22 protein-coding genes and 1 tRNA gene are annotated in these 25,994 nt (G+C 73.2%); 18 read left to right on the forward strand and 5 right to left on the reverse strand.

Features of this window, described 5'->3' with window-relative positions:
- Positions 1 to 7: 7 nt before the first annotated feature.
- Positions 8 to 1,933 carry an FAD/NAD(P)-binding protein gene (locus HS99_RS29195; RefSeq protein WP_030551333.1) on the reverse strand — a complete coding sequence of 642 codons (1,926 nt, stop codon included), beginning with the start codon at positions 1,931 to 1,933 and terminating at the stop codon, positions 8 to 10.
- Positions 1,930 to 2,883 (reverse strand): amino acid ABC transporter permease, encoded by a 954-nt coding sequence (locus tag HS99_RS29200; protein ID WP_030551335.1) that lies wholly within the window; start codon positions 2,881 to 2,883, stop codon positions 1,930 to 1,932. Before HS99_RS29200 ends, HS99_RS29195 begins: the two co-directional genes overlap by 4 nt.
- Before the next feature lie 631 nt (positions 2,884 to 3,514).
- On the opposite strand from HS99_RS29200, the gene HS99_RS29205 reads away from it, so the two are divergent.
- The 7 genes from HS99_RS29205 (at position 3,515) to HS99_RS29235 (ending at position 10,387) form a co-directional block, all read left to right on the forward strand.
- Complete coding sequence (locus tag HS99_RS29205) at positions 3,515 to 4,663, forward strand: LLM class flavin-dependent oxidoreductase (protein WP_030551337.1); 1,149 nt, start codon at positions 3,515 to 3,517, stop codon at positions 4,661 to 4,663.
- On the forward strand, positions 4,660 to 5,178 hold the full coding sequence (locus HS99_RS29210) for a GNAT family N-acetyltransferase (protein ID WP_030551338.1): 519 nt from the start codon (positions 4,660 to 4,662) through the stop codon (positions 5,176 to 5,178). The genes HS99_RS29205 and HS99_RS29210 overlap by 4 nt, the downstream gene beginning before the upstream one ends.
- 44 nt (positions 5,179 to 5,222) lie before the next feature.
- Positions 5,223 to 6,167, forward strand: a complete 945-nt coding sequence (locus HS99_RS29215; protein ID WP_030551341.1) for an ABC transporter substrate-binding protein — start codon at positions 5,223 to 5,225, stop codon at positions 6,165 to 6,167.
- A gap of 28 nt (positions 6,168 to 6,195) precedes the next feature.
- A complete protein-coding gene (locus HS99_RS29220; RefSeq protein ID WP_046386957.1) occupies positions 6,196 to 7,203 on the forward strand; it encodes an amino acid ABC transporter permease in 1,008 nt (335 codons plus the stop codon).
- Between the two features lie 44 nt (positions 7,204 to 7,247).
- On the forward strand, positions 7,248 to 8,000 hold the full coding sequence (locus HS99_RS29225) for an amino acid ABC transporter ATP-binding protein (protein ID WP_030282117.1): 753 nt from the start codon (positions 7,248 to 7,250) through the stop codon (positions 7,998 to 8,000).
- A gap of 34 nt (positions 8,001 to 8,034) precedes the next feature.
- Positions 8,035 to 9,024, forward strand: a complete 990-nt coding sequence (locus HS99_RS29230) for an ABC transporter substrate-binding protein (RefSeq protein ID WP_030551345.1) — start codon at positions 8,035 to 8,037, stop codon at positions 9,022 to 9,024.
- Between the two features lie 97 nt (positions 9,025 to 9,121).
- Complete coding sequence (locus HS99_RS29235) at positions 9,122 to 10,387, forward strand: serine/threonine-protein kinase (RefSeq protein WP_050366575.1); 1,266 nt, start codon at positions 9,122 to 9,124, stop codon at positions 10,385 to 10,387.
- Here HS99_RS29235 and HS99_RS29240 read toward each other — a convergent pair.
- Complete coding sequence (locus HS99_RS29240; protein WP_030551349.1) at positions 10,301 to 11,041, reverse strand: MBL fold metallo-hydrolase; 741 nt, start codon at positions 11,039 to 11,041, stop codon at positions 10,301 to 10,303. The genes HS99_RS29235 and HS99_RS29240 overlap by 87 nt on opposite strands.
- Before the next feature lie 272 nt (positions 11,042 to 11,313).
- On the opposite strand from HS99_RS29240, the gene HS99_RS29245 reads away from it, so the two are divergent.
- On the forward strand, positions 11,314 to 12,165 hold the full coding sequence (locus HS99_RS29245) for a fumarylacetoacetate hydrolase family protein (protein WP_030282109.1): 852 nt from the start codon (positions 11,314 to 11,316) through the stop codon (positions 12,163 to 12,165).
- A gap of 77 nt (positions 12,166 to 12,242) precedes the next feature.
- Here the strand turns inward: HS99_RS29245 and HS99_RS29250 are convergent, their stop codons facing one another.
- Complete coding sequence (locus tag HS99_RS29250) at positions 12,243 to 13,001, reverse strand: TetR/AcrR family transcriptional regulator (RefSeq protein WP_046386958.1); 759 nt, start codon at positions 12,999 to 13,001, stop codon at positions 12,243 to 12,245.
- A gap of 187 nt (positions 13,002 to 13,188) precedes the next feature.
- Here HS99_RS29250 and HS99_RS29255 point away from each other — a divergent pair, with 187 nt between their 5' ends.
- From HS99_RS29255 to HS99_RS29265, 3 genes are all read left to right on the forward strand, one after another.
- On the forward strand, positions 13,189 to 14,895 hold the full coding sequence (locus HS99_RS29255) for a DUF885 domain-containing protein (RefSeq protein WP_030282105.1): 1,707 nt from the start codon (positions 13,189 to 13,191) through the stop codon (positions 14,893 to 14,895).
- 228 nt (positions 14,896 to 15,123) lie between these two features.
- Positions 15,124 to 16,041 carry a carbohydrate kinase family protein gene (locus tag HS99_RS29260; RefSeq protein ID WP_030551352.1) on the forward strand — a complete coding sequence of 306 codons (918 nt, stop codon included), beginning with the start codon at positions 15,124 to 15,126 and terminating at the stop codon, positions 16,039 to 16,041.
- Positions 16,042 to 16,203: 162 nt separating this feature from the next.
- A complete protein-coding gene (locus HS99_RS29265; RefSeq protein ID WP_051746752.1) occupies positions 16,204 to 17,196 on the forward strand; it encodes a S1 family peptidase in 993 nt (330 codons plus the stop codon).
- 151 nt (positions 17,197 to 17,347) lie between these two features.
- On the opposite strand, the gene HS99_RS29270 is transcribed toward HS99_RS29265, so the two are convergent.
- Positions 17,348 to 17,419: transfer RNA gene (locus HS99_RS29270), tRNA-Arg, on the reverse strand.
- 182 nt (positions 17,420 to 17,601) lie between these two features.
- Here HS99_RS29270 and HS99_RS29275 point away from each other — a divergent pair.
- From HS99_RS29275 to HS99_RS29305, 7 genes are all read left to right on the forward strand, one after another.
- Positions 17,602 to 18,021, forward strand: a complete 420-nt coding sequence (locus tag HS99_RS29275) for a response regulator (RefSeq protein WP_046386192.1) — start codon at positions 17,602 to 17,604, stop codon at positions 18,019 to 18,021.
- 94 nt (positions 18,022 to 18,115) lie between these two features.
- Positions 18,116 to 19,771: an arginine--tRNA ligase gene (gene argS, locus HS99_RS29280; RefSeq protein WP_030551357.1), complete on the forward strand. Its 1,656-nt coding sequence runs from the start codon at positions 18,116 to 18,118 to the stop codon at positions 19,769 to 19,771.
- Positions 19,772 to 19,863: 92 nt separating this feature from the next.
- Positions 19,864 to 21,255: a diaminopimelate decarboxylase gene (lysA, locus tag HS99_RS29285; RefSeq protein ID WP_030551359.1), complete on the forward strand. Its 1,392-nt coding sequence runs from the start codon at positions 19,864 to 19,866 to the stop codon at positions 21,253 to 21,255.
- A gap of 138 nt (positions 21,256 to 21,393) precedes the next feature.
- The gene (locus tag HS99_RS29290; protein WP_030282091.1) at positions 21,394 to 22,686 is read left to right on the forward strand and encodes a homoserine dehydrogenase; all 1,293 of its coding nucleotides are present in this window, start codon (positions 21,394 to 21,396) and stop codon (positions 22,684 to 22,686) included.
- Positions 22,687 to 22,696: 10 nt separating this feature from the next.
- Complete coding sequence (thrC, locus tag HS99_RS29295; protein ID WP_046386193.1) at positions 22,697 to 23,794, forward strand: threonine synthase; 1,098 nt, start codon at positions 22,697 to 22,699, stop codon at positions 23,792 to 23,794.
- Between the two features lie 369 nt (positions 23,795 to 24,163).
- A complete protein-coding gene (gene thrB / locus HS99_RS29300) occupies positions 24,164 to 25,102 on the forward strand; it encodes a homoserine kinase (RefSeq protein ID WP_030551362.1) in 939 nt (312 codons plus the stop codon).
- Positions 25,103 to 25,679: 577 nt separating this feature from the next.
- Positions 25,680 to 25,994: Rho termination factor N-terminal domain-containing protein (locus HS99_RS29305; RefSeq protein ID WP_211295903.1), on the forward strand; the 315-nt coding region annotated here is incomplete at its 3' end.

Genomic DNA, 25,994 nt, shown 5'->3' on the forward strand with positions numbered 1-25,994 from the left:
GCGGGCCTCACCCCACCAGTGCCGCCGCCGGGAGCGCCGCCAGGGCCCGGAGCAGTGCCCGGGCGGCGGCGTCGTTCTGGCGGAAGGCGGGGGCGTTGGTGCGCGGGCGGGCGAAGGCGGCGGCCGAGCGCAGGCTGGTGTGCGGGCCGAGCGCGGTGCGGCGCGGGTGCGGGGCGCCGCCCAGGGCCGGGTCGATCAGCCGGCTGTCGGCGGGGTCGATGGTGACCAGGCCGGTGCGGTGGGTGTGCTCCGGGTCGCTCACCACCTCCTCCACCACCCTTCCGGCGCGGTGCAGTTCGCCCAGCAGCGGGTCGAGGGTGCGGGCCAGCGCGTGCTTGGGCAGGTACGCCTCGACCAGCGCCGTGGCGGTCACGGAGTGGCCGGGCACGGTGGTGCCGGAGGCCCGCCAGGTGCCGCTGGTCTCGTCCCGCTCGATCCGTACGCCCGCGCCGAGGAAGCGCACCACCCCGGCCTCGGAGAGCGCGAGCAGTTGGCGCAGCCGGAAGCCGGGCGGGCCGGAGGCGAGGAAGTTGAAGTAGCCGAAGAACCACTCGTCCACCTCTTCGGCGACCGAGCGGGCGGTGAGCCGGCCGCCGGCGACCAGCCGGGGGAGCTGGCCGAACAGCGAGAGCAGTGCGAGGAAGGCGCCCAGGTCGGCGCTGTGGGCCGGGTCGGCGCGGCGGTCGGCGTCGGCGGTGACGTACTCGCGCAGGTGGGCCTGGAGTTCCTCGGCGGATCCGAGTTCGACCCCGGCCAGCGGGTGGTCCAGCCGCTCGAAGTCGATCCGGTTGGCCGGGTCGGGGACGGCCTCGGTGACCAGGGCGGCGAGTTCGGGGGAGTACCAGCCGTGCCGGTCGTAGCGGGCCAGGAACTCGGGCCAGGGCAGTGCGGTGCGCTCGGGGTGGGCGTGGAACAGCTCGTGGTAGTGCCCGAAGCCGATCTCCTTGGCCATCAACGGCCATATGTCGCATAGCAGTTCGAGCGGCCCGTCGGTGGCGAGCAGGGCGTCCACGGCGGCCGCGTCGAAGTAGCGGGGGAGCGGGGCGGGCGGCCCCTGGAGGCGGTAGTCGGTCTTGGAGTGGTACGGGACGCCGCGCCGGGAGCCGAGGTGCAGCACCGGTTCGCGGCCGGACGGGCGGTAGCGCAGGGCGGGTCCGTCGCCGGTGGGCTCGAAGCGGCCGCCGCGCCCCTCGGTGAGCATGGCGACCAGGTCGACGGCGGCCAGGCCGAGGCCGCGCAGCACCACCTGCTCGCCGGGGGCGATCCGGGCCAACTCTGCCTCGACGTCGGCGGAGTAGGCGGGCGGGAGGTGGAAGCGGCCGTGCCGGGCGGCGAAGGCGGCGTCGGCCGCGTGCCGGGGGTGCGGGGCGGAGTCGAGGTGGCCGAGGGTGAGGGCGACGTGGTCGGCGGTGAGCGCGGTGTCGCCGAGGTGGACGGTCTGCGGGCCGTCGGCCGGTCCGTCGATCCGCCGCACGGTGTCCCGGTGGACGGTGACCGTGACGTGGTCCGGCAGGTCGGCGACGGCGCGGCGGAACACCCAGTCCAGGTAGGCGGACTGGGCGCGCCGGGTGGGGAAGTCGGTGGGGGCCAGATCGCGCAGCTCGGCCCGTACGGCCGGGTCTGCGACCTCCTGGTAGGGGGCGCACTCCCGCTGCCGCCGGGCCCATTCGGCCAGCGAGGGGCCGGGGCGGACCGGTCCGGCGATGGTGGCGAACTCGTCGGTGAACATGGTGACGTCCTCGGCCATCGAGTTCATCCGCAGCAGCGGGGACTGGTCGTGGCGCCAGATCCGGCCCCCGCCGGGCGGGTGGGGGTCGACCAGGTGGATCTCCAACGGCCGGTCGGCGGGAAGCAGTTCCGCGGCGTTGGCGGCGATCCGTTCCAGCAGTCCGGTGCCGCGCGGGCCGGCGCCGACGATCACGAGCGTCGTCATGCCCGCACCACCTTGATCAGGGCCGCCCGGGCGCGCTGCAGCGGGGTGGGCGGCAGGCCGTCCCGGGTGGCGCCCCTGGCGAAGTGGCGCTCGACGTAGTACTGGCCGACGGACAGCACGGTGGTGACCACCAGGTACCAGAGGGTGGCGACCATCAGCATCGGGATGACCTGGTAGGACTGCAGGTAGACCAGCTGCACCGAGTAGAGCAGGTCGGAGACGGCCAGCACGCTGACGATGCTGGTGCCCTTGAGCGCGCCGATCAGCATGTTCCCGGCGGTCGGCACGATCGCGCGCATCGCCTGCGGTACCACGATCCGGCGCAGCACCCGCCACCGGCCGAGTCCGAGCGCGGCGGCCGCCTCCAGCTGCCCGCGGTCGACGGAGAGGATGCCGCCGCGGATCACCTCGGCGGCGTACGCGGTCTCCAGCAGGGTGAGCCCGATGACGGCGGTCAGGGTGGGGCCGATCAGGTTGACGGTCTTCACCGTGAGGAACTCGGGTCCGAAGGGGATGCCCAGGCCGAGGGTCGGGTAGAGCGCGCCGATGTTGAAGAAGAACAGCAGCTGCACCAGCGGCGGGGTGGAGCGGAAGATCCAGATGTAGACCCAACTGATCGTGCGCAGAACGGGGTTGGTGGACAGCCGCATGGTGGCGAGGACGGTGCCGAGGACGAAGCCGAGGGCGAGGGTGGCGGCGGTCAGCCACAGGGTCAGGGCCAGGCCGTCGAGGACGGACCGGGCGGTGAACCAGTCGGCGACCACGCCCCACTGGAAGGCCCTGTTGCGGATCACCGAGCTGACCGCCATCGCGGCCAGCAGCAGGGCGACGGCGGCGGCGATCCACTGGCCGGGCCTGCGGCGGGCGACGATCCGGGCCTCGGGGGCCGGGGCCGGCGGCGGGGCCTTGCTGGGGGCGGGGGCGGGCAGGACGTCCTGCGGGGTGGCCATGGCGGCGGCTCCTGGGCGGAGTGCGGGCGGGGGAGAGGTACGGGGGTGATCACGTACGGGCCCTCGGGCGCCCGGCCCGCGTCCCTCAACGCGGCCGGTGCGATGCACTGCACTCCGCGTCGATCGTACGCATGCGCGATCGACGGCTGTCAAGGGCGGCCGGGGTGCGCCCGGGGCCCGATCGGGGCCGGTCGCGGCGCGTCGGAAAAGCGACAGGAGATCGCAACAGTGCGGTAATGATGCACGGTTGACGTACTGCTCGGCCGACTGCTCAACTTGGAGCCATGTACGCCGAGCAGCCCCTGGTCACCCGCGACCACATCGACTTCGGTCGGGTGTGGTCCGCGGCGTGTCGCGGCTGACCCGGCAGCGGGCCGCCCGTCCGGCCTGATCTTCCAGCGGGAAGCCTTCCCTCGGTGTGCCCCGCCACGGCCCGGCATCGCCCCCGGCGATGCGTCAGTGCCCCGCTGTCGAAGCCGACTTCGCACTGCCCTCCGGCACTCGCCTCCCTCGTGCCCGTACCGCCCGCGTCCCGTACCGCCCCGTGCCCGACGGCCACCCGCCGCCGCGGCCGTCTCCGGCGTGCCCGCCCGCAGCCCGCCGGACCCAGCCCACCCCGAAAGGTTCCGCCATGCCCGTCGAATTCCTCGGCATCGCCGCCACCGCCGACGGTTCGGAGACCCACCCGCGCACCACCGCCGCCTTCGACCGCGACTACACCCTGCGGCTGGCCCGGGCGCACGAGGACCACGGCTGGGACCGGGTGCTCTTCGCGTACGGCTCCGGCTCCCCGGAACCCGCCGCCGCGGCCGCCTTCCTCGCCTCGCACCTCGACAGGCTGCAGGTCCTGCTCGCGCACCGGCCGAACGTCTCCTACCCGACCTTCGCCGCCAAGACCTTCGCCACTCTCGACCGGATCAGCGACGGCCGGCTGACCGTCCACTTCATCACCGGCGGAACCGACCACGAGCAGCAGCGCGAGGGCGACTTCCTCACCAAGGACCAGCGCTACGAGCGCACCCGCGAGTACATCGGCATCGTGAAGAAGGCCTGGACCAGCCGGGAGCCCTTCGACCACGAGGGCCCGCACTACCGCTTCAACGACTTCGTCTCCGACGTCTTCCCCGTCCAGCAGCCGCGCCCGGCGGTCTCCTTCGGCGGCTCCTCGGACGCCGCCTACGCGGCCGGCGGCGCCGAGGCCGACATCTACTGCCTGTGGGGCGAGCCGCTGGCCCGCACCGCCGAGCAGATCGAGCGGGTGAAGGAGGCGGCGCGGGCCGCCGGACGGACCGACCTGCCGCGCATCCAGGTGGCGTTCCGGCCGATCATCGCGCCGACCGAGGAGCTGGCCTGGGAGAAGGCGCACCGCACGGTGGCCACCATCCGGTCCCGCCGGGAGAGCGGGGCGCTCGCACCCCGGCGCCGCCCGGTGACGTCCACCCCTGAGAACACCGGCTCCCAGCGGCTGATCGAGATCGCCGAGGCCGGCGAGCGCTACGACCGCGCGCTGTGGACCCCGACCGCCGCGGCGACCGGCGGGGCGGGCAACTCCAACGCGCTGGTCGGCACCCCGGAGACGGTCGCCCAGGCGCTGCTGGACTACTACGACCTCGGCGTAGACATCCTCTCCGCGCGCGGCTACGACCTGCTGGGCGACGCGATCGACTTCGGCCGGTACGTCATTCCGATCGTCCGCGAGGAGGTCGCCAAGCGGGACGCCGCCAAGGCCGCCGAGCAGGCCGAGCGGGACCGGCACCAGCTGATCGCGGTCCAGGCGTGAGCACTGGGAGCCCGGCCGGAGGGTTCCGCCGGGTCACCCTGGCCGACCCGCTGGTCGAACCGCTGCTGCGCGAGCTCACCCACGAGTACGTCAGCCGCTACGGCCCCGGCGCCCACCAGGAGATGGCCCGCTACCCGGCCGAGGCCTTCGCCGAGCCGCACGGCGTGCTGCTGCTCCTGCTGGAGGACGGCGAACCGGTGGCCGGCGGCGCGTACATGCGCCACGACGCGCACACCGCCGAGGTGAAGCGGATGTGGACGCACTCCGCGCACCGCCGCCGAGGCCTGGCCCGTCGGGTGCTGGCCGAGTTGGAGCGCACCGCCGCGGCCGCCGGCTACCACCGGATCTTCCTCACCACCGGCCCGCGCCAGCCCGAGGCCAAGGGCCTCTACCTGTCCGCCGGCTACACCCCGCTGTTCGACGTCACCGCCGATCCGCTGACCATCGGCCCGCTCCCCTTCGAGAAGCCCCTGCCGGCGCTGGTCCCCCTCCACCGACCGGTTCCCCTCCACTGACCGGTCCCCCTCCCGCCGACCGCTCCTCCACTGAAAGGCCCCCCGTGAGAACCACCACCGCCCGCCGCCTCCTCGCGGCCACCGCCCTGCTGCCGGTCCTGGCGCTGGCCGCGTGCGGCTCGGACCCGAAGATCGCGGGCGCGGCCGGGGCGAGCGGGCCCGCCGCCACCGCCACCGAGGACGTCGTCTCCGGCCTGGGCCGGTCGGAGGCGGCGGCCGCGCTGCTGCCCGAGGAGGTCCGCAAGTCCGGTGTGCTGAAGTTCGGTTCGTCCGTCGGCGCCCCGCCCAGCGCCTTCTACGCCGACCAGGCGAGCAAGAAGGCGGTCGGGGTGGACATCGACTTCACCGATGCCGTCGCCAAGCTGCTCGGCCTGACCGTGCAGCGCGAGGACGCCGCCTTCGAGACCATCCTGCCCGCCCTGGGCAGCGGCAAGTACGACGTCGGCACCGGCAACTTCGGGGTCACCACCGCCCGCCTGAAGACCGTCGACTTCGTCACCTACATCGACGACGGCCAGGGCTTCGCGGTGAGGAAGGACAACACGGCCGTCCAGCCGGTCACCGACCTGGCCCAGCTCTGCGGGCTGACCATCGGCACCGGCGCCGGCACCACCTTCGAGACCACCCTCAACAGCAAGAGGGCCGTCTGCACCGACGCGGGGAAGAAGCCGTACGAGGTCAAGGCGTTCAGCGAGGGCGGCGCGCTGCTGACCGGTCTCCAGCAGGGCCGGGTGGACGTCGAGATGTCCACCATCAACGGCCTGCGCCACCAGGCCTCGCAGGAGGCCGCCGGGGTGCGCTTCCTCAACGAGTTCCACCGGCTGGACGTCGGCTTCGCCTTCAAGAAGGGCTCCCCGCTCACCCCGGCCTTCCAGGCGGCGGTCAACCAGCTGATCAAGGACGGGACGTACGAGCGGATCCTCCGGAAGTGGGGGCTCACCGACTCGGCGATCAAGGAGTCGCAGATCAGTCCGCCCGAGCACCCGTGAGCGCCGGGCCTGTCGAAGGAGTCCTCCGATGACCGTCAGTACGCAAGCACCGCCGGCCCCGGCGAGACCGGCCGGCGACCCCGGCCCCGGCGCGGCCAGCGGTCCCGGCACCGGCCTCGACCCCGGAGAGCTGGACGGCCTGCGGACCGTCCGCGCCCGGCACCCGTGGCGCTGGGCGGCCGGCGCCGCCGCCCTCGTCGTCCTGGTCCAGTTCCTCCACGGCCTGGCCACCAACCCGGCCTGGGACTGGGCCACCTTCCGGCTCTACTTCACCGCCGACACCATCCTCCAGGCGATCGGCCGCACCCTCGAACTCACCGCCTACGGCACGGTGCTGGGCTTCGCGCTCGGCGCCGTGGTGGCCGCGATGCGGCTGTCCCGCAGCGCGATCCTGCGGACCCTCGCCTGGGCGTACGTCTGGGTGTTCCGCTCGATCCCGCTGATCGTCCAGCTGGTGTTCTGGTTCAACCTCTCCTACCTCTACAAGCGGTTCGGCTTCGGCATCCCGTTCGGCCCGACCTTCGGCGACTTCGAGACGGTCGGGGTGCTCGGCGCGCTCGGCGCGGCGGTGCTCGGCCTCGGGCTGCACCAGGCCGCGTTCGCCGCCGAGATCATCCGCGGCGGCGTCATCGCGGTGGACGCCGGCCAGCGCGAGGCCGCCGCCGCGCTGGGCATCCCGCGCGGGCGGCAGGCCTGGCGGATCGTGCTGCCGCAGGCGATGCGGAGCATCCTGCCGGCTGCCGCCAACGAGGTGATCTCGCTGCTCAAGGGCACCTCGGTGGTCTACGTGATGGCCATCGGCGAGCTCTTCTACCAGGCACAGGTGATCTACGGCAGGACCGGCCGGGTGGTGCCGCTGCTGATGGTCGCCACGGTCTGGTACGTGGTGCTGACCACCGTGCTGTCGATCGGCCAGTACTACGTCGAGCGCTACTTCTCCCGCGGCGCCCGGCGCACCCCGCCGCCCACTCCGCTGCAGCGCCTCCGGGCGTTCCTGCGGAGCCTGCCTGCCCGTACCTCCGGAGGAACCCCGTGACGACGCTCACCGAACCGCAGGCCACCGAGCCGCGGACCGCCCCGATGGTGCAGGTCCGCGGCCTGCACAAGAGCTTCGGCCCACTGGACGTGCTGCGCGGGGTCGACCTGGACGTGCCGTCCGGCTCGGTCACCGTGGTGCTCGGCCCGTCCGGCTCCGGCAAGTCCACCCTGCTGCGGGCGATCAACCACCTGGAGAAGCTCGACCGCGGCTACGTCGCCATCGACGGCGAGCTGATCGGCTACCGGCGCTCCGGCGACCGGCTGTACGAACTCAAGGAGCGCGAGGTGCTGCGCCAGCGCACCGGCATCGGCTTCGTGTTCCAGAACTTCAACCTCTTCCCGCACCTGACCGTGCTGGAGAACCTGGTCGAGGCGCCGATCGCCGCCCTCGGCCGCCCCCGGGCCGAGACCAGGGCGACGGCGCTGGCACTGCTGGAGCGGGTCGGGCTGGCCGACAAGGCCGCCGCCTACCCCCGGCAGCTGTCCGGCGGGCAGCAGCAGCGGGTGGCGATCGCCCGGGCGCTGGCCCTGGAGCCCAAGGTGCTGCTCTTCGACGAGCCGACCTCGGCGCTCGACCCCGAACTGGTCGGGGAGGTGCTGGACGTCATCAAGGACCTCGCCCGCACCGGCACCACGATGATCGTGGTGACCCACGAGATCGGCTTCGCCCGCGAGGTCGCCGACACCGTGGTCTTCATGGACGGCGGCGTGGTCGTCGAGCAGGGCCCGCCCGCAGAGGTCCTGGACCGCCCCCAGCACGAGCGCACCCGGGCCTTCCTGGCCAAGGTCCTCTAGCCCCAGCACCCCTACACCGAACAGGAGTTCCGCCATGTCCCTACCCCGTCGCGCCCTCGTGACCGCCGTCGGCGCGCTCGCCGCCGCCCTCGTCCTGGCCGGCTGCGGCAGCGGGGCCACGGGCGCCTCGGCGGACCTCGCCCCGGCCAAGGGCAGCACCGCGCCGAACGGCACCGTGGTGAACCTGTCGCCCCAGCAGAACCGGGTGACCACGCCCAAGGTCGACGCGATCGCCGCGCTGGTGCCGGAGGAGATCAGGAAGAGAGGCACCCTGAAGGTCGTCGACTCCATCGGCACCACCCCGCCGCTGGACTTCTACGCCGACGACGACAAGACCATCATCGGCGTGGAGCCGGACATCGCTTCGCTGATCGGCAACGTGCTCGGCCTCAAGGTCGAGTTCAACCCGGTCTCCTGGGAGAACATCTTCGTCGGCCTGGACAGCGGCAAGTACGACGCCGGCCTGTCCAACATCACCGTGACCGAGGAGCGCAAGGAGAAGTACGACTTCGCCACCTACCGGCTGGACGTCCTCGGCTTCGAGGCGAAGAAGGGCAGCGGGATCAAGGTCACCGGCCCCAAGGACCTGGCCGGCCGGTCGGTCGGCGTGGCCACCGGCACCAACCAGGAGAAGCTGCTGATCGCCTGGAGCGAGGAGGACGTCCGCAACGGCCTCAAGCCGATCGACATCAAGTACTTCTCCGGCACCGAGTACTACCTGGCGCTGTCCTCCGGCCGGATCGACGTCTACACCGGTCCCAATCCCAGCCTGGCCTTCCACGCCGTGCAGACCGGCGAGACCGAGGTGGTCGGCACCTACTCGGGCGGCGGCGCGGACGTCCTCGGCAAGATCGCGGCGACCACCCACAAGGACAACGGGCTGGTCAAGGCGCTCAACGAGGCGCTCAACGAGGTGATCAGGAACGGGACCTACGGGCAGGTGCTGAAGCGCTGGGGCCTGGAGACCGAGGCGGTGCAGACCTCCGAGATCAACCCCGTCGGCCTGCCCAAGCCGAAGCCGTAGGCTTCGTTCACCCGTTCGTCCCCGCCCGCCGCTATGGTGGCCCCTCCGATCCTCCGGCGGCGAACGCCGCTCGGGCGCGGTCGAGTTGGGGGAGGGCATGCACAAGGGTGAGGTGCTCGGCGGCCGCTTCCGGCTGGACGAGTGGCTGGGCAGGGGCGGCTTCGGCGTGGTCTGGCGGGCGATCGACACCGTGCTGGACCGGCCGGTCGCGGTGAAGCTGCTGCTGGCCGAGCACGCCGCCGACCGGGAGGCGGTCGGGCGGTTCGTCCGCGAGGCCAAGCTGGCCGGCAACCTGTCCAATCCGCACATCGTCACGGTGCACGACTACGGCCGGGTCGCCGACGCCACCGGGGACATCCACTACCTGGTGATGGAGCTGGTCCGCGGCCGGCCGCTGTCCGCGGTCCTCAAGGACGGCCTGCCGGACCACGGGCGGGCGCTGGCCTGGATGGCGCAGGTCTGCGAGGCACTGGACGCCGCGCACCGCAGCGGGGTCGTGCACCGGGACATCAAGCCCGAGAACGTGATGATCGCGGACGACGGGGACCGCGCCAAGGTGCTGGACTTCGGCATCGCCCGGCTGCTCACCCAGTCCACCGGGCTCACCTCGACCGGCAGTGTGGTCGGCACCGTCCCGTACCTGGCGCCCGAGTGCTGGTCCGGCGGCACCGTGGACGGCCGGGCCGACCTCTACGCCTTCGGCGTGATGCTGTACGAGGTCAGCACCGGCCGACGGCCGTTCCGCGCCGACTCGCCGTACGAGTACCTGCACAAGCACATGGAGGAGATCCCGCCCCGGCTGCGCGGCAAGGACCCGGAGCTGGCCGAGCTGGTCGCCCAGCTGCTCGCCAAGCGGCCCGAGGACCGGCCGGCCGACGCCGCCGAGGTGCTGGAGCGGCTGCGCCGGATCCGTCCGGGGATGCTGCGGCCGGACGACCCCAGCCCGGAGCAGCTGCGCCGCCGGGCCGACCTGGCCTGGCAGCACGGCGTCGAGGGCCGGGCCGGGCAGGCCGTGGAGATCCTGGAGCAGCTGGTCCCGGACTTCGCCCGGATCTGCGGGCCGGCCGACCCGCGCACCCTGCGCACCCGCCACGACCTGGCCCTCTGGCTGGCCCGGGACGGCAGCCGGGGCGCCGCCGTGGCGCTGCTGGAGGAGTTGGCCGATGAGCCCGGCACGGCCGGGGAGGCCCGGGCCGACCTGCGGCGCGACCTCGCGCACTGGCGGCGGGAGGCCGACCGGCTCGGCCCGGGCCCGGCGGGAATCGTCGGACACGCCTCAGGTTCCCGGCCGCTGCTCGGTGGCGGCCCCGGGGGCGGCGGTGGCGGCCGGGGCGGCAGCGGCGGCGGCGCGCAGGGCGGCTGAGGCGCCTGCGGCGATCGGGTCGCCGTGCCCGAAGACGGCCGTCTCCACCGGCAGCGCGGCCAGCCGGTGGAAGGAGGCGAGGGCCCGGGCCGGGTCGGTGTGGAACACCCCGGGCCGGGTCCGCCCCTGGACGTTGGACGCGATGTCCCCGGTGAACAGCACCCCGGGCCCGGGCAGGTGGAGCGCGATGCTGCCGTCGGTGTGGCCGGGGACGTGCACCACCACCGCGCCGCCGCCGATGTCCAGCACGTCCCCGTCCTCGACCTCGCGGTGCACCGGGCAGGGCTCGGCGGGCGGGATCGGCGGCAGCGCGTCCCACAGCTGCTGCTCGAAGGGGCTGAGCACGGGCGGCGCGGCCGGCTGCTCGCGCCGGATCACCGGCGCCTCCAGCCGGTGCGCGACCACCTCCGCGCCCCAGCGGCGGGCCAGCTCGGCGGCGGAGCCGGTGTGGTCCTCGTGGTGGTGGGTGAGCACGATCCGGCGCACGGCGGCCGGCTCCAGCCCGATGGTGCGGACGGCCTCCTCGATTCCGTCCGCCGATCCGGCGACACCGGTGTCGACCAGGGTCGGTCCGTGGTCGTCCCGCCAGAGGTAGGCGGTGCCGAACTCCAGAGTGATCATGTGCAATTCGTCGCGTACCCGGGTGATCTCCATGCCCCCGATCCTGTGCCCTGCGGCGCCCCGCCACACGGGCGTTCGCCCTGGGCGTGCGGACTTCGCTCCTGGCAGACCGGTCTCGCCGGCGTGCGTGTCAACCGTACGGGCCACCGATTCGGGGCCCCGCGCCGCTGTGCGATTTGATGGAAATCCGCCCATCGGGACGGTCTGGTCCACCGGCCCGGGCCGTTGATATACCTCGTTGCCAGACTCGGGAGCGGTGTCCGCGCCGCCCCGGTGAGCTGCGACGAAAGGCTGGTGACGGATCGATGAAGCTCCTCCGCGTCGGACCCCCGGGCGCCGAGCGCCCGGTCGTGCTGGGCGAGGACGGCACCGCGTACGACCTCTCCGGGCGGGCCCGCGACCTCGACGGGGCCTTCCTGGCCGGGCTGGACACCGCCGCGCTGGCGCGCGAGGTGGCCGCCGGGGTGCTGCCGGTGGTGGACCTGGACGGCCGGCGGGTGGCTGCGCCGGTGGCCCGGCCTGGCAAGGTGGTCGGCATCGGGCTCAACTACCGCGACCACGCGGCCGAGGCCGGGGCCGCGATCCCGGCCGAGCCGGTGATCTTCCTCAAGCCGAGCTCCACGGTGGTCGGCCCGTACGACGAGGTGCTGGTGCCGCGCGGCGGCGAGAAGACCGACTACGAGGCCGAGCTGGCGGTCGTGATCGGCCGCACCGCCCGCTACCTGGACTCGCACGCCGAGGCGGCCGGGGTGATCGCCGGCTACACGATCGCCAACGACGTCACCGAGCGGGCCTTCCAGTTCGAGCGGGGCGGCCAGTGGGACAAGGGCAAGTCGGCGGAGACCTTCACCCCGCTCGGGCCCTGGCTGGTCACCGCCGACGAGGTGGCCGACCCGCAGGCGCTGGCGCTGCGGCTCTGGGTCAACGGCGAGCAGCGGCAGAACGGGAACACCGCGGAGATGATCTTCCCGGTGCTCGAACTCGTCCGCTACGCCAGCCAGTTCATGGTGCTGGAGCCCGGTGACGTGATCATCACCGGCACCCCGGCGGGGGTCACCCTGGGCCGCCCCGGCACGCCGTTCCTCGCCCCGGGCGACGTCGTCGAGATCGAGATCGACGGGCTCGGCCGCCAGCGCCAGGTGCTCGGCAAGGCGTAGGGCGCGGGCCCCGGCCGCCGGGCCGCCCCGACCCTTGGCACGGGGGTCGGGAAGGCCGTCAGCACGCGGGGAAGCCGTCAGCGCGCCTCCAGCACCGCCCGCAGCCGCTCGGCCCGGTCCGCGCGCGGCCCCTCCAGCGCGAGCAGTGCCGCCAGCACCTCCGCCGTCTGCGGATCGTGCAGCGCCGTCGCGGCCGCCATCGCCGTGAACTGGTCCACCAGCCAGTCGCGCAGCCCGTCCACCGGCAGCGTGCGCCCCTCGTCCAGCCAGCTGAGCGAGGCTCCCTCGACCACCGCGATCCACGAGCGCACCAGCAGCGTCAGCCGCGGCCCGGCCTCCCGCACTCCCAGGTGCCGCAGGGTCCGCCTGAGCGCGGCCCGCCGGACGTCGTCCACGATCGCCGAGGTCCGGGCCGTCTCCACCACCGAACCGCCGCGCAGCAGCGCCGAGTAGCCCGCGTCGTGCTCGGCCACGAAGGCGAAGTAGCCGTCCAGCACGGCCGCCAGCTGTTCTGACGGCGTCCCGGTCAGCGGTACGGCGAACCGGCTGGTCAGCTCGTCGGCCGCGGTGCGCAGCGCGGCCTCGTACAACTGCTGCTTGCCGCCGGCGAAGTAACGGTAGACCAGGGGGCGGGAGGCGCCGGCGGCCTCGGCGACGTCGTCCAGGCCGACCTCCTCGGGCGGCCGGGAGGCGAACAGCTCCAGGGCGACCGCGATCAGCTGCTCGCGCCGCTGTTCGACGGGCAGCCGCCGGTAGCCGGAACGGCGCGGGCGCTGTGCGGGGGCCGGGTCGGTCGCCGTGGTCGGGTCGGTTGCCGTGGTGGGGCGGGCTTCCATGGAGCCTCAGCGTAATGGGCGTCGGGCCGATCGGGACCTGTCGGGCGGCGGATCCTTCCGAACGGGCGTTTGTGCCGCCGCGTAGCTGCGACCGCACCGCTCACCGGCCGTCAGACCGCGGACCGCGGCAGGTCAACGGTCGGCGCCGGGGGCTTGCAATCGCCCCCGGCAACGCGATGATGTCCGGATGGCTGAAGAACTGATCAACTCCGGCAGCGACACCCCCCGCCGCATCGCCGACGGCTACGTCCAGGCCCTGGCCGACCTCGACCCGCTGACCGCGGTCTACCTCGGCCTCAACCCGGAGGACGACCGGCTGCCCGACCTGTCCCCGGCCGGGTCCGAGGCGATCGCCGACCTCGCCCGCCGCACCCTGGCCCGGCTGGACGAGGCCGAACGGGCCGGCGCCGCCGGGGACGAGGCCGAGCGCCGCTGCGCCCGGCTGCTGCGCGAGCGGCTGACCGCCGAACTCGCCGTCCACGACGCGGGAGAGGACTACCGCGCGGTGCGCAACCTGGGGTCCCCGGTGCACAACACCCGCGAGGCCTTCACCCTGATGGCCACCGCCACCGAGGAGGACTGGCAGTTGATCGGCCGTCGGCTGGCCCGGTTCCCGCTGGCGCTGGAGCAGTACCGGCAGACCCTGGCCGAGGGCGTCGAGCGCGGTCTGCTGTCCGGCCCGCGCCAGGTGGAGACGGTGGTCGGCCAGTTCGGCGAGTGGCTGGCGGGGGACACCCCCGGCGGATGGTTCGGCGAGTTCGTCCAGGGCGCCCCGGAGGGCGTGCGCGCCGAGCTGTCCGGGCACGCGGTGGCCGCCGCCGAGGCGCTGGCCGCGCTGCGCGACTGGATGCGCGACGTGTACGGCCCGGCCGCGGCCGGCACCCCCGACACCGTCGGGCGGGAGCGCTACGGCCGCTGGGTGCGCTACTGGACGGGTGCCGACCTGGACCTTGACGAGGCGTACGCGTGGGCCTGGAGCGAGTTCCACGACCTGTACGCGCAGATGGAGGCCGAGGCCGAGAAGGTCCGCCCGGGCGTCGGTCCGATGGCGGCGATGAAGTGGCTGGAGTCGGACGGCCCGGCGATCGAGGGCGCCGAGGCGGCCCGGGAGTACCTCCAGGGCCTGATGGACCAGGCCGTCCGGGACCTCCAGGGCACCCACTTCGACCTGGCCGAGCCGGTCACCCGGGTCGAGTCGCGGCTCGCCCCGCCCGGCAGCGCCGCCGCGCCGTACTACACCCAGCCCTCGCTGGACTTCAGTCGCCCGGGCCGGACCTGGCTGCCGGTGCTCGGCGAGGAGCGCTTCCCGGTCTGGGACCTGGTCTCGACCTGGTACCACGAGGGCGTCCCGGGCCACCACCTCCAGCTCGCGCAGTGGGTGTACGTCGCCGACGAGCTGTCCACCTACCAGGTCAGCCTGGGCGGGGTGAGCGCCAACATGGAGGGGTGGGCGCTGTACGCCGAGCGCCTGATGGACGAGCTCGGCTACCTCACCGACCCCGGCCACCGCCTGGGCTTCCTCAACGCCCAGATGATGCGGGCGCTGCGGGTCATCGTCGACATCGGCATGCACGTCGGCCTGGACTTCCCGGCGGACTCCCCGTACCGGCCGGGCGAGCCGGTGACCCCGGAGCACGCGCGGGACTTTTTCGGCCGCTACTGCGGTCTGTCCGCCGACTTCCTGGACAGCGAGCTGGTCCGCTACCTGGGCATGCCCGGCCAGGCGATCGGCTACAAGCTGGGCGAGCGCGCCTGGCTGCGCGGCCGGGCGGCGGCGCGGGCGGCGCACGAGGCGCGCGGCGAGGAGTTCGACGCCAAGGCCTGGCACATGGCGGCGCTCTCGCAGGGTTCGCTGGGGCTGGACGACCTGGTCGCGGAGTTGTCGGCGCTCTGACCGGCGGTCGGTTGCGGGACCAGGGCTCCGCGACTCGGTGGTGAGTCCCGGAGTCCTGGTCCTCTTGTCCGCTAGGGGCTGTTCGGCGCGGCCCGCGCGGAGGCGGGAAGGGGGCGGCCCCGGCCTGACCGACGGCGAGCGACTGAAAGTTTGCAGCAAGCTCTTGCAGTCAACCTCCGGCCCCTGCTTGACTCCTGGCCACCGTCCAGCGATCAAGGAGGCGCCGTCGTGCGGCAGTCCGAGTCAGTGGAGTTCGACCTGCTCGTGGTGGGCGGTGTGGGCGTGGACACCGTCGTCCGGGTCGAGCGGCTGGAGATCCCGCCCGGCGACTCCCGGTTCGTCGAGCCGGTGCGCGACTACGTCGGCCACACCGGCTACGGCGTCGCCCTCGGCGCCCACCGCCTCGGTCTGCGCACCGCCCTCCTGGACTTCCTCGGCAACGACCCGCAGGGGGACCTCGTCCGCGCCGCCCACCGTCGTGACGGCCTGCACTTCGCACACGTGACCAGTCCGTACGGGACCCCCCGCGGGGTCAACCTGGTGGACGCGGCCGGCCGCCGGTTCTCCTTCTTCGACGGCCGCCACCCCGCCGACCTGCGGCTGCCGCGCGAGTTCCACCTCCCGTACGTCGAGCGCAGCCGGCACGTCCACCTGTCCATCACCGGCGTCAACCGGGACATGTACGCCGACCTCCACCGGCTCGGCCGCACCACCTCCACCGACCTGCACGACTGGGACGGCGAGAACCCCCACCACCGCGACTACGCGCTCGGCTCCGACCTGGTGTTCCTCTCGGTGGCCGGCTGCCGCGGCCGGCACGAGCAGGTGATGCGCGCGATCCTCGCCGAGGGCCGGGCCGCCGTGGTGGTCGCCACCGCGGGCGCCGAGGGCTGCCACCTGCTCACCCGCGAGGACGGTGTGCTGCGCCACCTGCCCGCCGTCGACCCGGGCCGCCCGGTTGTGGACAGCAACGGCGCCGGGGACGCCTTCGTCACCGGATTCCTGTACGCCTGGTTCCGCGGCCACCCGCCGCTGGACTGCGCCCGGGCCGGTTCGGCCGCCGGGGCGTTCGCCTGCACCGCCGCCGGGACGCACACCTCCTTCGTCGAGGCGTCCGTTCTGGATAGGCTCCTGGGGCATCTCTGACGATTCGCGCCCGGCGGGAACTGTCGGACCCGCCTCTCGGTACGTCTGACCCGGTGACCTTTTCTCATCGAGCTCCAAGCCTGCGGTAACGACGTTTCCAGGCTGAGGCGTCATAGTCATTGACCTAACGAGACGCCATCGACCACGGCAGGAGACACGGGCATGGGTCAGCACCGCCGACGGGGTTCGCGCCGCCACCGCCTGCTGGCCCCTTCGCTGTTCACCGCGCTGTCCGCGGTCGTGGTGGCCACGGTCGTGGCGGGCACGCACGGGTTCGACCTGTCGGACGCCACCGCCGCCGGGAAGGAGGCCCGCAGCCCCCGGGCGGTCGCGGTCGCCCCGGCGACCTCCCCGGCCGCCACCACGGCGGCGCCCGCCTCGCCGGCCCCGGCCGCGGACACCACCCCGAGCCGCACCCCGACCCCGGCCCCGAGCGCCACGCCGACCCCCACCGACAGCCCCTCGTCCACCGCCCCGGCCACCCCCGACGCGCACAGCGTCGTCCTGGGTGCGACCGGCCCCGCCCCCGCCGACAACCGGGAAACCGCCACCGTCGGTGCCCTGTTCAGCGGTTCGGTCGCGCCCGGCAACCACTTCTGCACCGCCAGCGTGCTGCACAGCGCCACCGGCAACCTGCTGCTGACCGCCGCGCACTGCCTCACCAGCACCGACGGCGTGACCTTCGCCCCCGGCTACCGGGACGGCTCCGCCCCGTACGGCACCTGGCGGGTGACGGCGATCCACACCGCGTCCGGCTGGTCCGAGAAGGGCGACGTGGACGAGGACTTCGCGATCCTGGAGACCGCCCCCAGCAACGGCCGCAAGGTCGAGGACGTGGTCGGCGGCAACAAGCTGGGCACCGACGAGCCCTTCGGCGCCACCGTCCGGCTCTACGGCTACCCGGCCGACGCCGAGGTGCCCAACCTCTGCACCAACACCACGGCCCAGCAGAGCGCGTACCAGCGCGTCATCCAGTGCCCGTCGTACCCGAGCGGCACCAGCGGCGGCCCGTGGATCAACACCGCCACCGGTGACGTGGTCGGCGCCATCGGCGGCTACCAGCAGGGCGGCGACACCGACGACACCTCGTACAGCGCCTACTTCGACCACACCGTCGCCGAGCTCTACGACCAGGCCGAGGCCGCCGCCTCCTGAACCGCCCGGACCCCGCTCTCCCCGAGCGGGGTCCGCCGAACCGGGCCCGGACCGCGCCCGGACGGAGCCCGAAGCACGCCCGGACATGACGAAGGCCCAGATCCGTGGATCAACTCCACTGATCTGGGCCTCAGTTGCACTTCCTGCGAAGTGCCCCCGGTAGGATTCGAACCTACGCACCCGCCTCCGGAGGGCGGTGCTCTATCCCCTGAGCTACGGGGGCCTACTGGCCTGCCGGCCGCCTGCGGCGTTCCGACGTGATGAACACTACCAGGCTTCCCGGGCGGTCCGTGCACGGGTTTCCGGAAAGATCGTCGGGTCGGCCCCCGGTGGCCCGGCGGGCGGAAGTGCCCAAAGGCCGGACGGGGCGGCGGGGCCGCCGATACCCTCGGTGAGGTGTCGGGAGTGTCCGGGCGGGTCCTCGTGGTGGACGACAGCGAGGTGATCCGCCAGCTGATCAGGGTCAACCTGGAGCTCGAAGGCTTCGAGGTGGTGACCGCCGCCGACGGCGCCGAGTGCCTGGAGGTCATCCGCCGGGTGAAGCCCGACGTGGTGACGCTGGACGTGGTGATGCCGCGGCTGGACGGCCTGCGGACGGCGGCCCGGCTGCGCGCGACCCCGGACACCAGTGGACTGCCGATCGCGATCGTGAGCGCCTGCACCCCGGCGGACCTCGACCTGGGGGAGGCGGTCGGTGTGGACGGTTACCTCGGCAAGCCCTTCGACCCCGCCGACCTGGTGGCCCTGGTCCGGCGCCTGATGCGCGCGGAGGAACGGCCCGCCGGGTTTCGCCCTGAGCGAACAGAGCGCACGGATCGCGGCTGACATCCCTGGGCAGGCGGCGCCGGGGCCCCTCCGGGCGTCTCAACCGGCAAACCGGGTGGCGGGCGGGCACCCCGTCTCGCCTACGCTTGGCGTCGTGACCCCCGCAGACCTTTCCCAGGCAATCCAGGCCGCAGTGAGTTCCGCCGTCGAGGCGGGCGAGCTGGCCGTCGCCGTGCCCGAGCACGTGACGGTCGAGCGGCCCAAGAACCGGGACCACGGCGACTACGCGACGAACGTGGCCCTCCAGCTCGCCAAGGCGGCCGGCAAGCCGCCGCGAGCCGTTGCCGAGGTCCTGGCCGAGCGCCTGCGAGGGATCACCGGCGTCTCCGAGGTCGACATCGCCGGTCCGGGCTTCCTGAACATCACCCTGGACACCGCCACCGCCGGTGCGCTCGCCCGCACCATCGTCGAGGCGGGCGAGGCGTACGGCCGCAACGAGGCCCTCAAGGGCCTGCGCATCAACCTGGAGTTCGTCTCCGCCAACCCGACCGGCCCGATCCACATCGGCGGCGTCCGCTGGGCCGCCGTCGGCGACTCGCTGGCGCGCGTGCTGCGGGCCTCCGGCGCCGACGTCACCACCGAGTACTACCTCAACGACGCCGGCGTGCAGATCACCAAGTTCGCCGCCTCCCTCCAGGCCGCCGCGAACGGCCGCGAGGTGCCCGAGGGCGGTTACGTCGGCGAGTACATCGTCGACATCGCCAAGACGCTCACCGACGCGATCCCGGGCGTGCTCGACCTGTCCGAGGCCGAGCAGCTGGAGGTCTTCCGCACCGAGGGCCTCAAGCTCATGGTCGCCGAGATCAAGCGCTCCATGGACGAGTTCGGCACCCACTTCGACGTGTGGTTCTCGGAGAGGACGCTGCACGACTCCGGCGCCGTCGAGAAGGCCATCGACCGGCTGCGCGAGCAGGGCCACGTCTTCGAGCAGGACGGCGCGGTCTTCCTGCGCACCACCGACTTCGGCGACGACAAGGACCGCGTCCTGATCAAGGCCGACGGCGACAAGACCTACTTCGCCGCCGACGCCGCGTACTACCTGTCCAAGCGGGACCGCGGCGCCGAGGTCGCGCTCTACATGCTGGGCGCGGACCACCACGGCTACGTCAACCGCCTCAAGGCCATCGCGGCCTGCGCGGGCGACGACTTGAACCGCAACATCGAGGTGAAGATCGGCCAGTTCGTGAAGATGCTTCGCGACGGCGAAGAGGTCCGCATGTCCAAGCGGGCCGGCAACATCATCACGATCGACGACGTGGTCGAGTGGATCGGCGTCGACGCCGCCCGCTACACCCTGGCGCGTTCCTCCACGGACTCGACGATCACGCTGGACATCAACATCCTGACCAGCCAGACCAACGAGAACCGCGTCTTCTACGTCCAGTACGCGCACGCCCGGATGTCCTCGCTCCAGCGCAAGGCCGTCGACATGGGCATCACGCGCTCGGCGGACTTCAAACCGGAGCTGCTGAGCACGGAGTGGGAGACCGACCTGCTCGGTCAGCTCGGTGAGTTCCCGCGCGTCATCGCCGCCGCCGGCGAGCTGCGCGAGCCGCACCGGGTCGCCCGCTACCTGGAGGACCTGGCCGGCGCGTACCACCGCTTCTGGGACAACTGCCCGGTCCTGCCCAAGGGCGACGACGAGGTCACGGACCTCACGCACGCCCGTCTCTGGCTGGTCGAGGCGACGCGCACCGTGCTCGCCAACGGCCTGACGCTGCTGGGCGTCTCGACGCCCGAGCGGATGTAGACACCACCCCCAAGCGCACAGCGGGGGGCGGCTGACGGTCAACGGGGACCGTCGCCGCCCCTCGCCATAGGTCTCGAAGGACTGGCACAACGATGAGTCGCTCCGCACATCCCGCCGGGCCCCGCCACGGCGACGTCCTGCCCGAGGGCCACTACCAGGCCCCGCCGGCCGACCTGAACGCGCTCGATCCCAAGGTCTGGTCGTGCACCGTCGCCCGCAACGCCGAGGGCGCGGCCACCGTCGGCGGGATCGACGTGAGGCGACTGGCGGCCGAGTTCGGCACCCCGGCCTACGTGCTGGACGAGGAGGACTTCCGCGCCCGGGCCCGCGCCTGGCGGGACGCCTTCGGCGCCGGCGCGGACGTCTACTACGCCGGAAAGGCCTTCCTCTCCAAGGCGATCGTGCGCTGGCTGCACGAGGAGGCCCTCAACCTCGACGTGTGCAGCGTCGGCGAGCTCGCGGTGGCGCTGGCCGCCGGGATGCCGCCGGAGCGGATCGCGCTGCACGGCAACAACAAGTCGGCCGACGAGCTGGAACACGCGGTGAAGACCGGTGTCGGGCACATCGTGGTCGACTCCTACGAGGAGATCGAGCGGCTGGCCGCGATCGCCGCCCGCCACGGCGTGCGCCAGCAGGTGCTGATCCGGGTCACCGTCGGCGTCGAGGCGCACACCCACGAGTTCATCGCGACGGCGCACGAGGACCAGAAGTTCGGCCTCTCGCTGAACGGCGGGGCCGCCGCCGAGGCGGTGCGCCGGGTGCTCGGCCACGACAGCCTGGAACTGCGCGGCATCCACTCGCACATCGGCTCGCAGATCTTCGACATGGCCGGCTTCGAGGTGGCCGCCCGCCGGGTGGTCGGCCTGCTGGCCGGGATCCGGGACGAGCACGGCGTCGAGCTGCCCGAGATCGACCTCGGCGGCGGCCTCGGCATCGCCTACACCAGCGAGGACGACCCGCGCGAGCCCGCCGAGATCGCCGCCGCCCTGGCCGAGATCGTCCGCCGCGAGTGCGCCGCCGCGAACCTGAACGCCCCCCGGCTGAGCGTGGAGCCGGGCCGGGCGATCGTCGGCCCGACCGCGTTCACGCTGTACGAGGTCGGCACGGTCAAGCCGCTGGAGGGCCTGCGCACCTACGTCAGCGTGGACGGCGGGATGTCCGACAACATCCGCACCGCGCTGTACGACGCCGAGTACTCGGTGGCCCTGGTGTCCCGCACCAGCGAGGCCGCGCCGATGCTGGTCCGGGTGGTCGGCAAGCACTGCGAGTCCGGCGACATCGTCGTCCGGGACGCCTTCCTGCCCTCCGACCTGGCCCCGGGCGACCTGATCGCGGTGCCCGCCACCGGCGCCTACTGCCGCTCGATGGCGAGCAACTACAACCACGCCCTCAGGCCCCCCGTGCTCGCCGTCAGGGACGGTGCGGCGCGGGTGATCGTCCGGCGCGAGACGGAGGAGGATCTCCTGCGCCTGGATATCGGATGACGAAATTCTCGTCTCAGATCATGGAACGACCGTAGATCCGTGCGGAAAGTCCCCGAGACTGGTACGGACCGAAGTTCCCGGCGGCACCGGAAAACCGCCGGAAATACCGAAGCACGAAGAATGGCAGAGCGGAGTCGGATGATGCGTACGCGCCCGCTGAAGGTGGCGTTGCTGGGTTGTGGTGTGGTGGGCTCCGAGGTGGCGCGCATCATGACGACGACGGCCGACGACCTCGCCGCTCGCATCGGTGCCCCGGTCGAGCTCGCCGGGATCGCGGTCCGCCGGGCCGGCCGGGTGCGCCCCGGGGTGCCCGAGCACCTGATCACCACCGACGCCGAGGCCCTGGTCAACCGGGGCGACATCGACGTCGTGGTCGAGGTGGTGGGCGGGATCGAGCCCTCCAAATCGCTGCTGCTGTCGGCCTTCGAGCAGGGCGCCTCGGTGGTCAGCGCCAACAAGGCGCTGCTCGCCCAGGACGGCACCGAGCTGCACGCGGCGGCCGCCGCGGCCGGTGTGGACCTGTACTACGAGGCCGCGGTCGCGGGCGCGATCCCGCTGCTGCGCCCGCTGCGCGAGTCCCTCGCCGGGGACAAGGTCAACCGGGTGCTGGGCATCGTCAACGGCACCACCAACTTCATCCTCGACAAGATGGACACCACCGGCGCCGGCTACTCGGAGGCGCTGGAGGAGGCCACCGCGCTCGGCTACGCCGAGGCCGACCCGACCGCGGACGTGGAGGGCTTCGACGCCGCCGCCAAGGCCGCGATCCTCGCCGGCATCGCCTTCCACACCAAGGTCACCGCGGCGGACGTCTACCGCGAGGGCATCACCGAGGTCACCGCCGCCGACATCGCCTCCGCGAAGGCGATGGGCTGCGTGGTCAAGCTGCTCGCGATCTGCGAGCGGGCCGCCGACGGCGAGTCCGTCACCGCGCGCGTCCACCCGGCGATGATCCCGCTGTCGCACCCGCTGGCCTCCGTCCGCGAGGCGTACAACGCGGTGTTCGTCGAGGCCGAGGCGGCCGGTCGGCTGATGTTCTACGGCCCGGGCGCGGGCGGCTCGCCGACCGCCTCCGCGGTGCTGGGCGACCTGGTCGCGGTCTGCCGCAACAAGCTGGCCGGGGCCACCGGTCCCGGTGACTCCCTGTACACCCGGCTGCCCGCCAAGCCGATGGACGAGGTCGTCACCCGCTACCACGTCAGCCTGGACGTGGACGACCGGGCGGGCGTGCTCGCCCAGGTCGCGTCCGTCTTCGCCGAGCACGGCGTCTCCATCGACACCGTGCGCCAGCAGGGCCGCGACGGCGACGCCTCGCTCGTCGTGGTCACCCACCGTGCCACCGACGCCGCGCTGTCGGCGACGGTCGACAAGCTCCGCGCGCTGGACAGCGTGCGGGACGTGGCCAGCATCATGCGGGTCGAAGGGGAATAAGGAACCAGCCATGAACGCCGTTGCCGAGAACGTCGTCCGAGGCGCGCACACCCACCAGTGGCGCGGCCTGATCGAGGAGTACCGGGACCGCCTGCCGGTCACCGCGACCACCCCGGTGGTCACCCTGCTGGAGGGCGGCACGCCCCTGGTACCCGCCCAGGTGCTCTCCGAGCGCACGGGCTGCGAGGTCTACCTCAAGGTCGAGGGCGCCAACCCGACCGGCTCCTTCAAGGACCGCGGGATGACGATGGCCATCTCCAAGGCCAAGGAGGCGGGCGCGCAGGCCGTCATCTGCGCGTCCACCGGCAACACCTCGGCCTCCGCCGCCGCGTACGCGGTGCGCGCCGGGATGGTCTCCGCGGTGCTCGTGCCCCAGGGCAAGATCGCCCTGGGCAAGATGGGCCAGGCGCTGGTGCACGGCGCGAAGATCCTGCAGGTCGACGGCAACTTCGACGACTGCCTGACGCTGGCCCGCGAGCTGTCCGAGAAGTACCCGGTCGCCCTGGTCAACTCGGTGAACCCGGTGCGGATCGAGGGCCAGAAGACCGCCGCCTTCGAGATCGTCGACATGCTCGGCGACGCCCCGGACATCCACGTCCTGCCGGTCGGCAACGCGGGTAACATCACCGCGTACTGGAAGGGCTACCGGGAGTACGCGACCGACGGGATGGCCGCGCGCACCCCGCGGATGTGGGGCTTCCAGGCCTCCGGCTCGGCCCCGATCGTGGACGGCGCGCCCGTCCTCAAGCCGCAGACCATCGCCACCGCGATCCGGATCGGCAACCCGGCCTCCTGGGACTTCGCGCTCGCCGCGCGGGACGAGTCCGGTGGCCTCATCGACAAGGTGACTGACCGTCAGATCCTCGCCGCGTACCGGCTGTTGGCCGCGCAGGAGGGCGTCTTCGTGGAGCCCGCCTCGGCTGCCTCGGTGGCCGGCCTGCTGGCCAAGGCGGAGGCCGGCCTGGTCGACCCGGGCCAGCGGATCGTCTGCACGGTGACCGGCAACGGCCTCAAGGACCCGGACTGGGCGGTGGCCGGCGCGCCGCAGCCGCAGGTCGTCCCGATCGACCCGGAGGCGGCGGCCCGGCGACTCGGACTGCTCGACTGACGCAGGGGTCTGACACTTCGACGGGCCGACCCACTTTCGGGGGTCGGCCCGTCGAAGTTCTCCGGTGACTCCTTTGTGTCAATTCCGCTGCGCATTCCGATCCGATTCCGCCCCTCCCTTTGACCGGGAGGGGTGTGCATTCCGGCCAGAACCGGCAACACACCAGATCGAAGGCCCACGGGGTGTACCACTGGGGAACCTCTCTTCGATACTCTGGGTCCGGCCGTGTGGCACATGCCCCGGGCCCGTCCTGCGCGGGCCGCGCCGACGACTGTGACCGCCCGGCCCGAGGGGCCCGCGGCCCTTTCCCCCACCCTCGCACCGACGACGCGCTCCGCGCCGCCCGATTTCCCCAGGAGAGTCCACCGCATGGCCGGTCCTGCGTTCCGTGCCGCCGCCGTCCGGGTCAGGGTTCCCGCGACCAGCGCCAACCTCGGCCCGGGCTTCGACGCCTTCGGGCTCGCGCTGGGTCTGTACGACGACGTGGTCGTCCGGGTCGCCGACTCCGGGCTCGCCGTCGACATCGCCGGGGAGGGGGCCGGGACACTGCCCCGGGACGAGCGGCACCTGCTGGTCCGCTCGATGCGGGCCGCGTTCGACCGGCTCGGCGGCCAGCCGCGCGGCCTCGAAGTGGTCTGCGCCAACCGGATACCGCACGGCCGTGGCCTGGGCTCCTCCTCGGCCGCCATCTGCGCCGGCATCGTGGCCGCCCGCGCGGTCACCATCGGTGGCCCGTCCGCGCTGGACGACGACGCGCTGCTGGCCCTCGCCTCCGAGCTGGAGGGCCACCCCGACAACGTCGCGGCCTGCCTGCGCGGCAACTTCACCATCGCCTGGACCGACGAGGAGTCGGCGAAGGCGGTCGCCCTGGAGCCGTCCGAGCAGGTCGTCCCGGTGGTGTTCGTCCCGGCCGGCGAGGTGCTCACCGAGACCGCCCGCGGCCTGCTGCCGAAGACCGTCCCGCTGGCCGACGCGGCCGTCAACGCCGGCCGCTCCGCGCTGCTGGTGGAGGCGTTGACCCGGCGGCCCGAACTGCTGCTCGCGGCCACCGAGGACCGGCTGCACCAGGACTACCGCGCCTCCGCGATGCCGGACAGCGCCGCGCTGGTCGGCGCGCTGCGCGCGGAGGGCGTCCCCGCGGTCATCTCCGGGGCCGGCCCGACCGTGCTGGCGCTCACCGACGAGGCGGGTGTCGACAAGGTGCTGTCCTTCGCCGGGCACCACGGCCACGGCGGCGACCCGGCGTTCGCCGCGCACCGGCTGGGCGTCGACCGCACCGGGGCCACCGTGCTCCCGCTGGACGTCTGAGCAGCTGGTTTGGCCCTGCGGCGAGCCGGGCCGTCCGGACACGATTGGCAGGCCCGAGGTCGGGGAATGTCTGAGGGGGTCGGTAGTGTTAATCTCATTGCTGCACCATGTGCCCTCCGGGGCTCGGTGCGCCGCGTCCCGATCCCAGCGCTCCACTGCCGTGGAGCCGCCGCGATGTCCGGGGCGACGATTCTCCGGGAGCCCACCGCAGCGCGTACGCAGCCTGCCTGCGCGACATGCGGCCGCATCCCGAAGCCGTGACGGCACCTGACTCCCACCCGCGGCCTTCCACCTGAAGGCCAGGACGGGCGGAGCGCGGGTCACCGTCACGCGACGGGGGCCCGGGATTCGCAGGCAGCGTGGGGGCAACGCCCTCTGGGGAGGTCGACACACGGCCGGCCCACGCGCCACTCAGCACCACCGTGCTTCATGCACCGCACCTCGCAGCTCTCCCTCGACGGGCTCCCGCCATTCGAGGGACCACCGCCTCGGACCGACGCAGTCGAGCGTTGGTCAGGACAGCACAACCGGTCGCCGAGCCAGACAGGCCGACGTCCGCTCCAGGGAAGGACCCTTAGTGAGCGACTCCACCGATCTGATGGGCGCGCGCCCGGACGCCGAAGCGTCGGACGCGGCCGCCGCCCCCGCCGCCCCGCGCCGCCGCCGCAATGCCGCCGCGGGCCTGGACGGCATGGTTCTCGCCGAGCTGCAGAAGCTCGCCGCGGACCTGGGCATCACCGGTACCGGGCGCATGCGCAAGAGCCAGCTGATCGAGACCATCAAGGAGAAGAGCGGCGGGGACCCGCTGCTCGCCGCCGGTGGCGCCCCGGCCGCCAAGCGCACCGCCGCCAAGGCGGAGGCCGAGGCCCCGGCCGAGAAGAAGGCCACCCGG

It is taken from the genome of Kitasatospora aureofaciens, from assembly GCF_001188955.3.
Taxonomy (GTDB): domain Bacteria; phylum Actinomycetota; class Actinomycetes; order Streptomycetales; family Streptomycetaceae; genus Kitasatospora; species Kitasatospora aureofaciens.

Coding starts and splice junctions, on each gene's coding strand:
- HS99_RS29195 (WP_030551333.1), bottom strand. CDS start 1,933: ATGACGACGCTCGTGATCGTCGGCGCCGGCCCGCGCGGCACCGGACTG.
- thrB (WP_030551362.1), top strand. CDS start 24,164: ATGGCCGGTCCTGCGTTCCGTGCCGCCGCCGTCCGGGTCAGGGTTCCC.
- HS99_RS29240 (WP_030551349.1), bottom strand. CDS start 11,041: ATGGAGATCACCCGGGTACGCGACGAATTGCACATGATCACTCTGGAG.
- HS99_RS29265 (WP_051746752.1), top strand. CDS start 16,204: ATGGGTCAGCACCGCCGACGGGGTTCGCGCCGCCACCGCCTGCTGGCC.
- HS99_RS29205 (WP_030551337.1), top strand. CDS start 3,515: ATGCCCGTCGAATTCCTCGGCATCGCCGCCACCGCCGACGGTTCGGAG.
- HS99_RS29235 (WP_050366575.1), top strand. CDS start 9,122: ATGCACAAGGGTGAGGTGCTCGGCGGCCGCTTCCGGCTGGACGAGTGG.
- HS99_RS29255 (WP_030282105.1), top strand. CDS start 13,189: ATGGCTGAAGAACTGATCAACTCCGGCAGCGACACCCCCCGCCGCATC.
- HS99_RS29230 (WP_030551345.1), top strand. CDS start 8,035: ATGTCCCTACCCCGTCGCGCCCTCGTGACCGCCGTCGGCGCGCTCGCC.
- HS99_RS29250 (WP_046386958.1), bottom strand. CDS start 13,001: ATGGAAGCCCGCCCCACCACGGCAACCGACCCGACCACGGCGACCGAC.
- lysA (WP_030551359.1), top strand. CDS start 19,864: ATGAGTCGCTCCGCACATCCCGCCGGGCCCCGCCACGGCGACGTCCTG.
- HS99_RS29245 (WP_030282109.1), top strand. CDS start 11,314: ATGAAGCTCCTCCGCGTCGGACCCCCGGGCGCCGAGCGCCCGGTCGTG.
- HS99_RS29225 (WP_030282117.1), top strand. CDS start 7,248: ATGGTGCAGGTCCGCGGCCTGCACAAGAGCTTCGGCCCACTGGACGTG.
- HS99_RS29220 (WP_046386957.1), top strand. CDS start 6,196: ATGACCGTCAGTACGCAAGCACCGCCGGCCCCGGCGAGACCGGCCGGC.
- HS99_RS29290 (WP_030282091.1), top strand. CDS start 21,394: ATGATGCGTACGCGCCCGCTGAAGGTGGCGTTGCTGGGTTGTGGTGTG.
- thrC (WP_046386193.1), top strand. CDS start 22,697: ATGAACGCCGTTGCCGAGAACGTCGTCCGAGGCGCGCACACCCACCAG.
- HS99_RS29200 (WP_030551335.1), bottom strand. CDS start 2,883: ATGGCCACCCCGCAGGACGTCCTGCCCGCCCCCGCCCCCAGCAAGGCC.